This is a genomic window from Blastococcus sp. SYSU DS0753 (genome assembly GCF_054051175.1).
In genome coordinates this window covers 109,989-123,628 of sequence record NZ_JBJHAT010000003.1, presented here as the reverse complement: position 1 = coordinate 123,628, position 13,640 = coordinate 109,989, and the positions used below count along the sequence as shown (strand labels likewise).

The following is a 13,640-nucleotide window of genomic DNA, read 5'->3' as shown; positions in this document are numbered from 1 at the left end:
CGTGATCCAGCCGCGGCCCCGGACCATCCCGGAGGCCACCGTCGCTCGTCTGGCCGTGTACCTGAGGGTGCTGACCAGCTTCGCCGACGGCGGCCGGACGACCGTCTCCTCCGGTGACCTGGCGACGGCCGCGGGGGTCAACCCGGCGGGTCTGCGCAAGGACCTGTCCCACCTGGGCTCCTGCGGCGTCCGCGGCGTCGGCTACGACGTGCGCGCCCTGCAGGAGCGCATCGCCCGCGTGCTGGGGGCCGAGCAGTCCCGCGCCTGCGTACTCGTGGGCATCGGCAACCTCGGGTCGGCGCTCGCCGACTACGCCGGGTTCGGCAGCCGGGGCTTCGAGTTCGTCGGCCTCTTCGACGCCGCGCCGGGCCGGGTGGGCCAGCGCATCGGCGGCCTGACCGTGCAGGACGTGGCCGGGCTGGAGGCCGCCGTGACGGCCGCGGGGGCCTCCATCGGGGTCATCGCGACGCCGGCCGAGGTCGCCCAGCAGGTCTGCGACCGGCTCGCCGCGGCCGGGGTGAGGAGCATCTTGAACTTCGCACCGGTGACGTTGTCGGCGCCCCCGGGCGTCGACGTCCGCCAGGTCGACCTGTCCGTCGAGCTGCAGGTGCTGGCCTTCCTCGGCCAGCAGCGGGCCGTGCCCGTGGGGGAGGAGTCGGCATGAGCATGCTCGCGGTGGGCGTGAGCCACCAGACCGCACCGGTCGCGCTGCTGGAGCAGTTCGCGATGGGGCCCGACGAGCGGGTCAAGGCGCTGCACGAGCTGGTCGACAGCGACCACGTGAGCGAGGCACTCGTCCTCGCCACCTGCAACCGGGTCGAGGTGTTCGCCGAGGTCGAGCGCTTCCACGGCGGCGTCACCGACGTCAGCCGGGTGCTGGCCCGTCAGGCCGGGGCCACGGTGGAGGAGCTCTCCCCGTACGTGACCGTGCACTACGAGGACCAGGCCGTCGCCCACCTGTTCACCGTGGCCGCCGGGCTGGACTCGATGGTGGTCGGGGAGACGCAGGTGCTCGGGCAGCTGCGCGCCGCCTACGCCCTCGCCCGCGAGGAGGGAACCGTCGGCCGCGCCCTGCACCCGGTCGCCCAGCGCGCGCTGCGCGTGGGCAAGCGGGTGCACTCCGAGACCGGCATCGACCGGGCCGGCGCCTCGCTGGTGTCGGTGGCCCTCGACCGGGCCGAGGCCCGCATCGGCGCCCTCGCCGGCCGCCCCGTCCTCGTCGTCGGCGCCGGCTCCATGGGTGCGCTCGCCGCCACCACGCTGGCCCGCCGCGGTGCCTCCGTCGTCGTCAGCAGCCGCACCCCGGCCTCCGCCGAGCGGCTGGCCGAGGCCGTGGGCGGCCGCGCCGCCCCGCTGGACCGCATGGGCGAGGAGCTCGCCGCCGCCGACGTCCTGCTCACCTGCACCGGTGCCACCGGCCTGGTCGTGGGCACCGAGGTCGTCGCCGCGGCGATGGCCGGCCGGCGCGACCGGCCGCTGGTGGTCATCGACCTCGCGCTGCCCCGGGACGTGGACCCCGGCGTGGCCGCGCTGCCCGGCGTGCACGTCGTCGACCTGGCCCTCCTGCAGGGCGAGCGGAACACGGCGCTGCTGCAGGGCGAGCAGCGCGACGGGGAGGCCACCGCGGGGCCCGTGGCGGCCGACGACATCAGCACCGCCCGCGCCATGATCGAGGCGGAGACGGCGCTGCTGCGCGCCGAGCGGCAGGCCGCCGAGGTGGGGCCCACCGTCTCCGCGCTGCGCAGCCAGGCCGCCGAGGTCGTCGACGCCGAGCTGCTGCGGCTGGCCGGCCGGTTGCCCGACCTGGACGCGCGGGCGCGTGCGGAGATCGCCCGCACCGTGCGCCGCGTCGTCGACAAGCTGCTGCACGAGCCCACCGTGCGGGTGAAGGAACTGGCCGCCACGCCGGGTGGCACGGACTACGCCGGCGCGCTGCGGGCACTGTTCGGCCTGGGCATCGACGCCGATGTCACCCCCGGCGCCGGCCGGCTGGCCGACGCCGTCACCGTCGACCCCGACCGTCCGGGAGGCCCGGCATGACCGCCGCCGACGTGCAGGACGCCGCCACCACGGTGGCGGGCACCGCTGTTCCGCTGCGGCTGGGCACCCGGGCCAGCGTGCTGGCGCAGACCCAGTCCCGGGCCGTCGCCGACGCCCTCACCGCCGCCACCGGTGTGCCGGTCGAGCTGGTGCGGATCAGCACCGAGGGCGACCGGTCCTCCGCGGCCATCGCCCAGCTCGGCGGGACCGGGGTGTTCGTCACCGCGATCCGCCGGGCCCTGCTCGCCGGCGAGGTCGACCTGGCGGTGCACAGCTACAAGGACCTGCCCACCGCGCCGGAGCCGGGGCTGAGCCTGGCCGCCGTCCCGGTGCGGGAGGACCCCCGGGACGCCCTGGTCGCCCGCGACGGGCTCACCCTCGGCGAGCTGCCGCCCGGTGCGCGGATCGGCACCGGCGCCCCCCGCCGCGTCGCTCAGCTGCGGGCCCTCGGGCTCGGGCTGGAGATCGTGCCGATCCGCGGCAACGTCGACAGCCGGCTCGCCCGGGTGGCCGGCGCCCCCGACGGCCCGGGTGACCTGGACGCCGTCGTCCTCGCCCGGGCCGGGCTGAGCCGCATCGGCCGCACCGACCGGATCACCGAGACCCTCGATCCGCTGCAGGTGCTCCCCGCTCCCGCCCAGGGAGCCCTCGCCGTGGAGTGCCGCACCAGCGACGCCCGCACCCGCGAGCTGCTGGGCCGGCTCGAGGACGCCGCCACGCGCGCCTGCGTGGTGGCCGAGCGGGCGACGCTCGCCACCCTCGAGGCGGGCTGCAGCGCACCGGTCGCCGCCTACGCGGAGGTGGCCGAGGGCGAGAGCGGCCCGGAGCTGTACCTGCGCGCCTCGGTGACCGCGCTCGACGGCAGCGACTCCGTGCGCGGTTCGCTCACGGGTCCGCTCGCCGACGCCGCCGCCCTCGGCCGCACCCTCGCCGCCGAGCTGCTCGACCGGGGCGCGGCCGCCCTGATGGCGGCCGGCGAGTGACCCCCTGCCCCACCCAGACCCCAGCAGACGCCCGAAGGACTCGGGCCACAACAGACGCCCGACGGAGTCGGGCCAGGATCAGGAGCACGGCATGACGCGCTTCCGCAAGACCGCAGGCCAGTCCGGCCGGGTCGTGTTCGTCGGCGCCGGCCCGGGCGACCCGGGCATGCTCACCGCCCGCGCCACCGCGGCGCTGGCCGAGGCGTCGGTGGTCCTCGTCGACCCCGACGTCGCCGCCGCCCTCCAGGACGCCGTCCGCGAGACCAACCCGGAGGCCGAACTGACGCCGGTGTCCGGTGAGCCCGTCGAGGTGGCCAAGGGCGCCGTCGCGGCGGCGAAGGGCGGCGCGGTCGTCGTCCGCCTCGTCACCGGTGACCCCTACACCTCCGACGACGTGGTCAAGGAGGTGCTCGCCGTCTGCCGCACCTCCGTGCCGTTCGACGTGGTGCCGGGTGTCGCGACCGCCACCGCCGTCCCCGCCTTCGCCGGCGTCGCGCCGGGCAGCACCGCGGTGACCGCGGACCTGCGCAGCGGCGTCGACGTCGCCGCGCTGGCCGGGGCCGCCGCCGCGACCGGCGGCACGCTGGTCCTCCAGGGCACCGCCGAGGCGCTGCCCGACGCGGCCGCACGCCTGGTGGAGGGCGGGCTCTCCGGCAGCACCCCGGTCGTGGTGACGACCGGCGGCTCCGGGACCGGCCAGAAGAGCCTGGTGAGCAAGCTGTCGGCCGTGGCGGAGAAGACCGCCGGCCTCGACCCGCTCAGCGGGCCCGTGGTGGCCACCGTCGGCGCCGCCGTCGACAAGCGCGCCAAGCTGTCCTGGTGGGAGAGCCGCCCGCTGTTCGGCTGGCGGGTGCTCGTGCCGCGGACCAAGGACCAGGCCGGGGACATGAGCGACCGGCTCCGGGCGTACGGGGCGGTGCCGGTCGAGGTGCCGACCATCGCCGTCGAGCCGCCGCGCAGCCCGGCCCAGATGGACCGCGCCGTCAAGGGCCTGGTCACCGGCCGCTACGGCTGGATCGTGTTCACCTCGGTCAACGCGGTGCGGGCCGTCCGGGAGAAGTTCGTCGAGCTGGGCCTCGACGCCCGCGCGTTCGCGGGCGTGAAGGTGGCCTGCGTCGGCGAGCAGACCGCCGAGGCCGTGCGGGACTTCGGCATCCAGCCGGAGCTGGTGCCCAGCGGCGAGCAGTCCAGCCAGGGCCTGCTGGCCGACTTCCCCGAGTACGACGACGTGCTCGACCCGATCGAGCGGGTGCTCCTGCCGCGCGCCGACATCGCCACCGAGACCCTGGCGGCCGGGCTGGTCGAGCGCGGCTGGGAGATCGACGACGTCACCGCCTACCGGACGGTGCGCGCTGCGCCGCCGGCCGCGTCGGTGCGCGAGGCGATCAAGGGCGGTGGCTTCGACGCCGTCTGCTTCACCTCCTCCAGCACGGTGCGCAACCTGGTCGGCATCGCCGGAAAGCCGCACGCCAAGACCGTCGTCGCGGTGATCGGCCCGGCGACGGCGGCCAGCGCCCAGGAGTTCGGGCTGCGGGTCGACGTGCAGCCGGAGACCGCGGCCGTGGCGCCGCTGGTGGACGCGCTGGCCGAGTACGCCCTGTCGCTGCGCGAGGCGGAGGACGGCGAGGGCAAGTGATCGAGGGTGGTGGGGCGAACCCGGGCTTCGCGCGCGGACGCCGGCTGCGGTCCACGCCCGCGCTGCGGCGGCTGACCGCGCAGACCAGGGTGGCCCCGGCCGACCTGGTGCTGCCGGTCTTCGTCAAGGAGGGCATCGACTCGCCGGTGCCCATCGGCTCGATGCCGGGCGTGGTCCAGCACACCCAGGACTCGCTGCGGAAGGCCGCGGCCGAGGCCGCCGAGGCGGGCATCGGCGGGCTCATGCTCTTCGGCATCCCGTCGGAGAAGGACCCGGTCGGGTCCGGGGCCGACGCCGCCGACGGCGTGGTCAACGTGGCGCTGCAGCACCTGCGGGCGGACCTCGGTGACGAGCTGGTCCTCATGGCCGACCTCTGCCTGTGCGAGTACACCGACCACGGGCACTGCGGCGTCGTCACCCCGGCCGGGGTCGTCGACAACGACCCGACCCTGGACCGGTACGCCGCGGTGGCGATCGCGCAGGCGCAGGCCGGCGCGCACCTGGTGGCGCCCAGCGGGATGATGGACGGGCAGGTCGCCGCCATCCGCGCCGGGCTGGACAGCGCCGCGTTCTCCGAGGTGCCGATCCTGGCCTACGCGGCCAAGTACGCCTCGGGCTTCTACGGCCCGTTCCGCGAGGCCGCCGAGGGTGCCCCGCAGTTCGGCGACCGGTCGACCTACCAGATGGACCCGCCGAACGCCGACGAGGCGCTGCGCGAGGTCGCGCAGGACCTCGCCGAGGGTGCCGACGCCGTCATGGTGAAGCCGGCGCTGCCCTACCTGGACATCGTCTCCAAGGTCGCCGACGCCGTGCAGGTGCCGGTGAGCGCCTACCAGGTCAGCGGCGAGTACGCGATGGTCGAGGCGGCCGCCGCCAACGGCTGGGTGGACCGCGAGCGGGCGATCCTCGAGACGCTGGTCGCCATCCGCCGCGCGGGCGCCGGCCAGGTGCTCACCTACTGGGCCGTCGAGGCGGCGCGGTTGCTGACCCGCTGACCCAGGGGTGGTCGGGGACGTGACGTACGTCGAGCCCGGGGGCTCCTGGCGGCCGTTCTGGCTGGTCGCCGGGGTCCTCGGGCTCTTCCTGCTCGGGGACCTGCTGCTGCCCGGGCCGGACGTCCCGCCGCTGGTCTGGGCGCTCACCCTGGTCGCGGTGCCCGGCGTGGTCGCGATCGGTTGCCTGTCCGCCCGCCGGGTGTGGACGGTCCGGGTGGACGCCGACGGCCTGGCGGTGGGCCGCGAGCAGGTGCCGCTGCGCGACGTCGACGCCGCCGCGCTGCGGGAGGCCGACGCCGGGGTGGATGCCGGTGCCCCCGTGCTCGGCGGGGGCTGGTCGCTGCCGCGGGGCCGCACGGGGCTGCCGCTGCGGCTGGCCGACGGTCGGACGGTGCTGGTCCCGACCCGCGACCCCGCGGCGCTGCGGGCCGCCCTGCTCGGGAGTGTGCGCGATGCCTCCGACCGCTCGCCGGGCGCAGAGGGGACACTGGGGACGTGACCTCGCTGGACAGCCCGCCCTACACCTACGAGGCCCCGGTTTCCGCCGGCCTCTTCGCCCGCGGTCAGGACGTCACCCCGGGCGGGGTGAACAGCCCGGTGCGCGCCTTCCGCGCCGTCGGCGGCACGCCGCGCTTCATGGCCGAGGCCTCCGGTCCCTGGATCACCGACGCGGACGGGCGGCGCTACGTCGACCTGGTCAGCTCGTGGGGGCCGATGATCCTGGGCCACGCGCACCCCGCCGTCGTCGAGGCGGTGACCGCGGCCGCGCGTCGCGGCCTGTCCTTCGGCGCCCCCACCGAGGGCGAGCTGGAGCTGGCCGAGGAGATCCGCAACCGCGTCGCGCCGGTCGAGCGCGTGCGGCTGGTCAACTCCGGCACCGAGGCGGTGCTCTCGGCCGTGCGGCTGGCGCGCGGGGTGACGGGCCGCCCGCTCCTGGTCAAGTTCGCCGGCAACTACCACGGCCACGTCGACGCGCTGCTGGCCTCGGCCGGCTCCGGGGTGGCCACGCTGGGCCTGCCCGACACCCCCGGGGTGACCACGGGGGCCGCCGCGGACACCATCGTGCTGCCCTACAACGACGTCGCCGCCGTCGAAGCGGTCTTCGCCGAGCGCGGCGACGCCATCGCGGCCGTGGTCAGCGAGGCCGCGCCCGGCAACATGGGCGTGGTGCCGCCGCTGGACGGCTTCAACACCGAGCTGCGGCGGATCACGTCGGCGCACGGTGCGCTGCTGGTGCTCGACGAGGTCATGACCGGCTTCCGGGTGTCGGCGTCGGGCTGGTACGGCCTCGACCCGGTCGACGCCGACCTGTTCACCTTCGGCAAGGTCATGGGCGGGGGGCTCCCGGCGGCGGCGTTCGGTGGCCGCGCCGACCTCATGGAGCACCTCGCGCCGAGCGGGCCGGTCTACCAGGCCGGCACCCTCTCGGGGAACCCGGTGGCGGTCGCGGCCGGCCTGGCCACCCTGCGGAACTGCACCGACGAGGTCTACGCGCAGTGCGACGAGGTCTCCGCCGTGCTGCGCGGGGCAGCGAGCGCGGCGCTGTTCGCCGCCGGTGTGCCGCACCGGGTGCAGCAGGCCGGCAACATGTTCTCGGTCTTCTTCGTGCCCGACGAGCGCCAGGTCCGGGACTACGACGACGCCCGCACCCAGGACGTCTCCCGCTACACCGCCTTCTTCCACGCCCTGCTGGCCCGCGGGGTGTACCTCCCGCCGTCGGCGTTCGAGGCGTGGTTCGTCAACGCGCAGCTCTCCGGCGAGGCCCTCGACCGGGTGCTCGAGGCGCTCCCGGCCGCGGCCCGGGCTGCCGCCGAGGCCGACGCCCACCGCACCGGCGCGATCGACAGCGAGCGCTCCTCGTGACCACCACCGTCGTCCACCTCCTCCGGCACGGCGAGGTGCACAACCCCGCCGGCGTGCTCTACGGCCGGCTGCCCGGCTACCGCCTCTCCACCGCCGGCGAGGCCATGGCCATCGCGGCCGCGGAGTGGTTCAGCGGGCGGGACGTCGTCCACCTGGTGTCCAGCCCGCTGGAGCGGGCTCGGCAGACCATCCGCCCCCTGGCCGAGGCGACCGGGCTGGAGGTGCAGATCGACGAGCGGATCATCGAGGCCGGCAACGCGTTCGAGGGCCGGGTCGTCGGCGGGGGCGGCGGCGTCTTCCGGGCGCCCCGCAACTGGTGGAAGCTGCGCAACCCCTTCCAGCCCTCCTGGGGCGAGCCGTACGTGGAGATCGCCGCGCGCATGATCGCCGCGGTCGAGGCGGCCCGGGACGCCGCCCGCGGGCACGAGGCGGTGCTGGTCAGCCACCAGCTGCCCATCTGGGCCACCCGCCTGCACGTCGAGGGACGCCGGTTCGCCCACGACCCCCGCCGCCGGCAGTGCTCGCTGGCCAGCGTCACCTCGCTCACCTACGAGGACGACGACTTCGTGCGCGTCTCCTACGCCGAGCCGGCCGGCGCCACCGACCCCGACGCGGTGCCGGGCGCATGAGGCGGCTGCTGTCGGCCCTGCTGGCGGGCGCGATCCTCACCGGGTGCAGCACCGGCTCCGACGCGGTCGAGGTCAACAACGGCGGCGAGTTCCGGTTCGTCGAGGCCACCCCGGCCGGCGAGGTGATCCCGGCCGACGAGCGGGCGACCGCGCCGGAGTTCTCCGGCACCCTGCTGGGCGGCGGGGAGTTCTCGTCGGCGGCGCTGGCCGGGGACGTGGCCGTGCTGAACTTCTGGGGGTCCTGGTGCGGCCCGTGCCGGATCGAGACGCCCGAGTTCCAGGAGGTCTACGCCGAGGTGCGGGACGAGGGCGTGCAGTTCGTCGGGCTGAACGTGAAGGAGACCGACGAGCAGTTCGCGCTGGCCTTCGTCGAGCGCTTCGGCATCGAGTTCCCCTCGCTCTACGACCCGCGCGGCGAGGTGGCGCTGGCCTTCCGCGACTACCCGGCCAACGCCGTCCCCTCCACCATCGTGCTGGACCGCCAGGGCCGGGTCGCCGCCGTGTACACCGGGGCGGTGGCGCAGGACGACCTGCGCGCGGTGCTGGACCAGGTGCAGGCGGAGGAGGTCTGACGTGGGGGAGACCTTCGCCGGCCTGGTCACCGACGGGCCGCTGCTGGTGGCGGCGGCCGTCGCGGCGCTCGTCGGCCTGATCAGCTTCGCCTCGCCCTGCGTGCTGCCGCTCGTGCCCGGTTACCTCTCCTACGTCACCGGGCTGGTGGGCAGCGCCGCGACCACGGCCCCGGCTCCGGCTGCGTCCGCGCCCGCCGGGGGCAGCACGGCGGCCACCGCCACGGCGGTGCTCCCGGCGGCCGATCTGCGCCCGCCGCGGGGGCGGATGGTGCTCGGTGCCCTGCTGTTCGTGCTCGGCTTCACCGCGGTGTTCGTGACCATCAGCACGGCGTTCGGCGGACTCGGCCGGCTGCTCCTGGTGCACAACGAGCTCATCACCCGGGTGATGGGCGGCATCACGGTCCTCATCGGGCTGGCGTTCCTCGGCCGGGTGCCGTTCCTCCAGCGCACCGCGCGCCTGTCGACCCGGCCGGCGGCCGGGCTGGCCGGGGCCCCGCTGCTCGGGGTCGTCTTCGGGCTCGGGTGGACCCCCTGCATGGGGCCCACGCTGGCCGCCGTCCAGAACCTGGCCTTCGCCGAGGCCACCGCAGGCCGCGGGGCGCTGCTGGGGCTGGCCTACTGCCTGGGGCTGGGCGTGCCGTTCGTGCTCGTCGCCCTCGGTGCCCGCTGGGCCGTGGGGGCCACGACGTTCCTCCGCCGGCACGCGCAGGCGGTGACCCGCTTCGGCGGGGCCGTGCTGGTGGTGGTCGGGCTGCTCCTGGTGACCGGTGCGTGGACCGAGATGATGGGCTGGCTGCGCTCCTGGCTGGCCGCCACCGGGTTCGGGGAGTCGGCGCTGTGAGCATCGAGGCGCCCCCGCGCCCGGCCACCCCGACCCCGCCCGCCGGGCCCCCGGCCGGCCGTCGGCTGGGCGGCCTGCTGCTGCGCTGGTGGCGGCGGCTCACCGCGATGCGCACGGCGATCGTGCTGCTGTTCCTCCTGGCGCTGGCGGCCGTCCCGGGCTCGCTGCTGCCGCAGCGGTCGCTGTCCCAGAACAACGTCCGGCAGTACTTCGCCGACCACCCCGACCTGGCCCCGGTGCTGGACCGGCTCTACCTGTTCGACGTCTTCAGCTCGCCGTGGTTCGCCGCGGTCTACCTGCTGCTGTTCCTCTCGCTCATCGGCTGCGTCCTGCCGCGGGCCCGGGAGCACGCCCGCGCACTGCGCACCCCGCCGCCACCGGCTCCGCGGAACCTGCTCCGGCTCCCCGACGCCGATCGGTGGCCCGTGGCGCACGCCCCGGGGGCCGCGCTCGACGGCGTCGAGGAGGAGCTGCGGGTGCGGCGCTACCGGGTCGTGCGCCGCGAGACCGCGCGCGGCCCGGAGCTCTCGGCCGAGAAGGGCCACTTGAAGGAGACCGGGAACCTGGTCTTCCACCTCTCGCTGCTGGCCCTCCTGCTGAGCCTCGCGGGTGGGAAGCTGTGGGGCTACGAGGGCAGCATCCTGGTCACCGAGGGACAGGGGTTCTGCAACTCCTTCCAGCAGTACGACACCTACTCCGCGGGCCCGCTGGTCGGCAGCGGCGACCTCAGCCCGCTCTGCGTCGACCTCGAGCAGTTCACCGCCGAGTACGAGGAGAACCTCACCGCCGCCTCGTTCACCGCGGACATCCGCTACGGCGAGCCCTCCGCCGAGGGGCGGCCGACCACCATCGGGGTCAACGACCCCCTCCGGGTCGACGGCGACCGGGTCTACGTGACCGGTCACGGCTTCAGCCCGACGTTCACCGTGACCGTGCCGGACGGGACGACCTTCACCGACCTCACCGTGCCCTTCCTGCCCAGCGACCAGCAGACGCTGGCCAGCGAGGGCGCGCTCAAGCTGCCCGACATCCCCGGCCGGGAGGAGCAGCTGGCACTGAAGGGCTTCTTCGCGCCCACGGGTCTGGTGCAGGGCGGCGTGCTGACCTCCGTCGACCCGCGGCCGCTGGCCCCGCAGGTCGCGCTGATCGCCTTCTCCGGCTACCTCGGCCTCGATTCCGGGCTGCCGCAGTCGGTGTACTCCCTCGACGAGAGCCAGATCGAGCGCGGCCGGCTGACCGAGGTGGGCTCGGCGAACCTCTCGGTGGGCGAGTCCCTGGACCTGCCCGACGGCACCCGCGTCACCTTCAGCGGGGTCAAGGAGTTCGCCGCCCTGCAGTTCTCCCACGACCCCGGCCAGGTGTGGGTGCTGGGCTCGGCGATCACCCTGCTGGCCGGCCTGCTGGGCATGCTCCTGCTGCGCCGGGAGCGCGTCTTCGCCCGGGCCGAGCCCGCCCCCGACGGCGGCGGTACCGTGCTCACGCTCGCCTCGCTGACGCGGGGTGGCGGCGAGAACGGCTCCCGGTTCGCCACGCTGTCCCACGACCTGCGGGACGCGCTGAGCGCCGCACCCGCCCGCACCGCACCTGAACCGGAGGTCCCCCCGCGTGACTGACTCCTCGCTGGCCGAGCTGTCCGACACCCTCTTCTCCGTGAGCGTCGCGCTCTACTCCGTCGCGCTGCTGGCCTTCTGCGCCCAGCTCGCGTTCGGCCGGCGGACGGTGCGCAGCCGCGAGCTCGCCGGTGTCGGCGCCGGGCCGGTCGCCCCCGAGCCCCCCGCCGCCCCGGCCGGGCAGGAGGCGCCGGAGACGGCGCAGGGCACCCGCTGGGGGCTCCTCGGCATGGCGCTGACCCCGCTGGGCGCGCTGGCCCACGCCGGCGTCCTCGTCGCCCGCGGCATGGCCACCGACCGGCTGCCCTTCGGCAACATGTACGAGTTCGCCACGGCCGTCGTGCTGGTCGCGGTGGTCGCCTACTTCGTGCTGGCGCTGCGCCAGCCCTCGCTGCGGCACATCGGCGTCTTCGTCCTCGGCCCGGTGATCCTCGCGATGGTGGGCATCGGCCTGTTCCTCTACGCCGAGGCGGGGCCGCTGGTCGCCGCGCTGCGGTCGAGCTGGCTGGGCATCCACGTGACGAGCGCGATCCTGGGCTCCGGCATCTTCCTGGTGAGCGGCATCGCCAGCGTCCTGTACCTGGTCCGCACCCGCCGCAGCGCCGCCGCGCCCGGCGCGGCTGGGGGGCTGCTCGACCGGCTGCCGTCCGCCGCGGGGTTGGACCGGGTGGCGCACCGCACCGCGGTGTTCGGCTTCCCGATCTACACGTTCGCGATGATCGCCGGCGCGATCTGGGCGGAGAGCGCCTGGGGCCGGTTCTGGGGCTGGGACCCCAAGGAGACCTGGATGTTCATCTCCTGGGTCGTCTACGCCGGCTACCTGCACGCCCGCACCACCCCCGGCTGGCGCGGCCGTCCCGCCGCCTGGACCAACGTGCTGGGGTTCGCCGTGGTGCTGTTCAACCTGCTGTACGTGAACATGGTCTCGACCGGCCTGCACAGCTACGGCGGGGTCTGAGCGCTCCCCCGTCCGGGGAGCAGTGCGGCGCGGGGCGGTGACCGATGTCGGACCTGCGTGCTTCCATGCCCTCATGGAGCTGATCAGCAGCGCACGGGCCCGCCGGGAGGTGCGGCGTGGGTAGGCACGCGGCGGCCGACGGGGAGGCGTCGCACCCGCTCGTCGCGGCCGCGCTCGCCGGCCGGGAGGCCGACGGTCCGGGCGCGCACCGCGGGAGCCCGCGGGGCGCGGCGGAGGAGGGCGACCTGGGCTGGCCGGGCGGCCCCACCCGCCAGGGCGGCGGCGGTCTCGGCTGGCCGGGGGACGCCGACGGCTCGGCGCCGGACGCGGGCACGTCTGAGGCGGGCCCGCGGCGCGGCTGGCGCCGCTTCTTCGGGACGACCCCGGCCGCCTGAGAGGGCCGCTCGCACGCTCGGCTCAGGCCCCGGGAAGGGCCCGGACGGCGTTACGTGGGGGAGCCGTCGTCCCGGCGCGCGCGGCGCTCGAGCTCCCGGAGGAACTCCGGGTCGTCATCGGGGGCCACGAATCGGACCGGTCCCCGGGGCCGCTGCGGCCGGCGCTCCGGGCGCGCGCTCCCCTCGGGGCCTGCGTTCGCCGCGGCGCGCACCACCAGTGCGACGACCACGACCGCCATCACGAGAACCACCAGGAACACCACGGGCCCACCCCCTCGTCGACCGCCAGCGTACGTCGGCGGCGATACTCGGTGCCGCGCAACGCAGATCCCATACCCGGGCAGGACGGAGAACCACCATCGACGCCGTGGACCAGCAGCTGATCGAGCTGCTGCGCGCCAACGGCCGGGCCAGCTACGCCGAGCTCGCGCGGCAGGTGGGGCTCTCCTCGCCCGCCGTGCACGAGCGGGTGGGCAAGCTGGAGGCGGCCGGGGTGATCACCGGGTACCGCGCCGTCGTCGACCCGGCGGCGGTGGGCCTGCACGTCACCGCGCTGGTCAGCGTCATCGAGAGCGACGCGGTCGACGACACCGGCGTCGAGGCGGGCCTGCGGGAGATCCCCGAGGTGGAGGACTGCTGGCGGGTCGCCGGCAGCGAGGGGTACGTGCTGAAGGTGCGCGTGACCGACATCCCGGCACTCGAGGCGGCCATCGACGCGTTGAACCGGATCAGAGGGGTCGCACGCACGAGGACGACGGTCGTTCTCTCGACCAAGTGGGAGGGCCGTCATGGCTGAGAACAACCCGAGCGCCGCCGGTGCACCGGTGAGCCCGGCCGGTGGCGCCGCGACGCCGCCGAAGGTCCTGCCGTGGCTGGTGATCTACACGGTCGGCCGCTTCGCGATCGCCGCGGCGCTCGTCCTGGTCCTCTGGTGGGCCGGGCTGGGCAGCTTCCCCGGCCTGCTGTTCGGGCTGCTGCTGTCGATGCCGGTCTCCTACGTGCTGCTGCGGCCCTCCCGCGACCGGCTCACCGAGGCGCTGGCGGCGCGCAGCATCGCGCGGCGCACGGCCAAGGAGGACCTGCGCGCTCGGCTCAGCGGGGACGCTCCGCAGTAGCAG

At 75.6% G+C, this 13,640-nt stretch carries 16 protein-coding genes; 15 read left to right on the top strand and 1 reads right to left on the bottom strand.

What is annotated here, in order from left to right; genetic code table 11:
* Position 1: 1 nt before the first annotated feature.
* The 13 genes from ACI799_RS03960 (at position 2) to ACI799_RS03900 (ending at position 12,522) form a co-directional block, all read left to right on the top strand.
* The gene (locus tag ACI799_RS03960) at positions 2-664 is read left to right on the top strand and encodes a redox-sensing transcriptional repressor Rex (protein ID WP_456612479.1); all 663 of its coding nucleotides are present in this window, start codon (positions 2-4) and stop codon (positions 662-664) included.
* Complete coding sequence (locus ACI799_RS03955) at positions 661-2,040, top strand: glutamyl-tRNA reductase (protein ID WP_456612478.1); 1,380 nt, start codon at positions 661-663, stop codon at positions 2,038-2,040. The genes ACI799_RS03960 and ACI799_RS03955 overlap by 4 nt, the downstream gene beginning before the upstream one ends.
* Positions 2,037-3,023: a hydroxymethylbilane synthase gene (gene hemC, locus ACI799_RS03950; RefSeq protein ID WP_456612477.1), complete on the top strand. Its 987-nt coding sequence runs from the start codon at positions 2,037-2,039 to the stop codon at positions 3,021-3,023. Before ACI799_RS03955 ends, hemC begins: the two co-directional genes overlap by 4 nt.
* A gap of 91 nt (positions 3,024-3,114) precedes the next feature.
* Positions 3,115-4,659: a uroporphyrinogen-III synthase gene (locus tag ACI799_RS03945; protein WP_456589130.1), complete on the top strand. Its 1,545-nt coding sequence runs from the start codon at positions 3,115-3,117 to the stop codon at positions 4,657-4,659.
* Entirely contained in the window at positions 4,656-5,654 is a 999-nt protein-coding gene (gene hemB / locus ACI799_RS03940) for a porphobilinogen synthase (protein WP_456589129.1), read from the top strand. Before ACI799_RS03945 ends, hemB begins: the two co-directional genes overlap by 4 nt.
* Positions 5,655-5,673: 19 nt before the next feature.
* Complete coding sequence (locus tag ACI799_RS03935) at positions 5,674-6,153, top strand: hypothetical protein (protein ID WP_456589128.1); 480 nt, start codon at positions 5,674-5,676, stop codon at positions 6,151-6,153.
* Positions 6,150-7,517, top strand: a complete 1,368-nt coding sequence (gene hemL, locus ACI799_RS03930; RefSeq protein ID WP_456612476.1) for a glutamate-1-semialdehyde 2,1-aminomutase — start codon at positions 6,150-6,152, stop codon at positions 7,515-7,517. The genes ACI799_RS03935 and hemL overlap by 4 nt, the downstream gene beginning before the upstream one ends.
* Complete coding sequence (locus ACI799_RS03925) at positions 7,514-8,146, top strand: histidine phosphatase family protein (protein ID WP_456599596.1); 633 nt, start codon at positions 7,514-7,516, stop codon at positions 8,144-8,146. Before hemL ends, ACI799_RS03925 begins: the two co-directional genes overlap by 4 nt.
* Positions 8,143-8,718, top strand: coding sequence for a TlpA family protein disulfide reductase (locus tag ACI799_RS03920; RefSeq protein ID WP_456589125.1), 576 nt, complete (start codon positions 8,143-8,145; stop codon positions 8,716-8,718). Before ACI799_RS03925 ends, ACI799_RS03920 begins: the two co-directional genes overlap by 4 nt.
* 1 nt (position 8,719) lies before the next feature.
* Complete coding sequence (locus tag ACI799_RS03915) at positions 8,720-9,559, top strand: cytochrome c biogenesis CcdA family protein (protein ID WP_456589124.1); 840 nt, start codon at positions 8,720-8,722, stop codon at positions 9,557-9,559.
* On the top strand, positions 9,556-11,172 hold the full coding sequence (gene resB / locus ACI799_RS03910; protein WP_456612475.1) for a cytochrome c biogenesis protein ResB: 1,617 nt from the start codon (positions 9,556-9,558) through the stop codon (positions 11,170-11,172). Before ACI799_RS03915 ends, resB begins: the two co-directional genes overlap by 4 nt.
* Entirely contained in the window at positions 11,165-12,127 is a 963-nt protein-coding gene (ccsB, locus tag ACI799_RS03905) for a c-type cytochrome biogenesis protein CcsB (protein ID WP_456589122.1), read from the top strand. Before resB ends, ccsB begins: the two co-directional genes overlap by 8 nt.
* 116 nt (positions 12,128-12,243) lie before the next feature.
* Entirely contained in the window at positions 12,244-12,522 is a 279-nt protein-coding gene (locus tag ACI799_RS03900; RefSeq protein ID WP_456589121.1) for a hypothetical protein, read from the top strand.
* A gap of 50 nt (positions 12,523-12,572) precedes the next feature.
* Here ACI799_RS03900 and ACI799_RS03895 read toward each other — a convergent pair whose 3' ends face one another.
* Complete coding sequence (locus tag ACI799_RS03895) at positions 12,573-12,785, bottom strand: hypothetical protein (RefSeq protein ID WP_456589120.1); 213 nt, start codon at positions 12,783-12,785, stop codon at positions 12,573-12,575.
* Positions 12,786-12,889: 104 nt separating this feature from the next.
* Between ACI799_RS03895 and ACI799_RS03890 the strand changes: the two genes are divergently transcribed.
* Together ACI799_RS03890 and ACI799_RS03885 are read left to right on the top strand one after the other, a co-directional pair.
* Positions 12,890-13,318 carry an Lrp/AsnC family transcriptional regulator gene (locus tag ACI799_RS03890; protein WP_456589119.1) on the top strand — a complete coding sequence of 143 codons (429 nt, stop codon included), beginning with the start codon at positions 12,890-12,892 and terminating at the stop codon, positions 13,316-13,318.
* Positions 13,311-13,637 (top strand): DUF4229 domain-containing protein, encoded by a 327-nt coding sequence (locus ACI799_RS03885; protein ID WP_456589118.1) that lies wholly within the window; start codon positions 13,311-13,313, stop codon positions 13,635-13,637. Before ACI799_RS03890 ends, ACI799_RS03885 begins: the two co-directional genes overlap by 8 nt.
* Positions 13,638-13,640 lie beyond the last annotated feature (3 nt).

What these genes read in the sequence shown, in the direction of transcription:
- ACI799_RS03955 (WP_456612478.1), top strand. Translation starts at nt 661, where the DNA reads ATGAGCATGCTCGCGGTGGGCGTGAGCCACCAGACCGCACCGGTCGCG.
- hemC (WP_456612477.1), top strand. Translation starts at nt 2,037, where the DNA reads ATGACCGCCGCCGACGTGCAGGACGCCGCCACCACGGTGGCGGGCACC.
- ACI799_RS03945 (WP_456589130.1), top strand. Translation starts at nt 3,115, where the DNA reads ATGACGCGCTTCCGCAAGACCGCAGGCCAGTCCGGCCGGGTCGTGTTC.
- ACI799_RS03920 (WP_456589125.1), top strand. Translation starts at nt 8,143, where the DNA reads ATGAGGCGGCTGCTGTCGGCCCTGCTGGCGGGCGCGATCCTCACCGGG.
- ACI799_RS03885 (WP_456589118.1), top strand. Translation starts at nt 13,311, where the DNA reads ATGGCTGAGAACAACCCGAGCGCCGCCGGTGCACCGGTGAGCCCGGCC.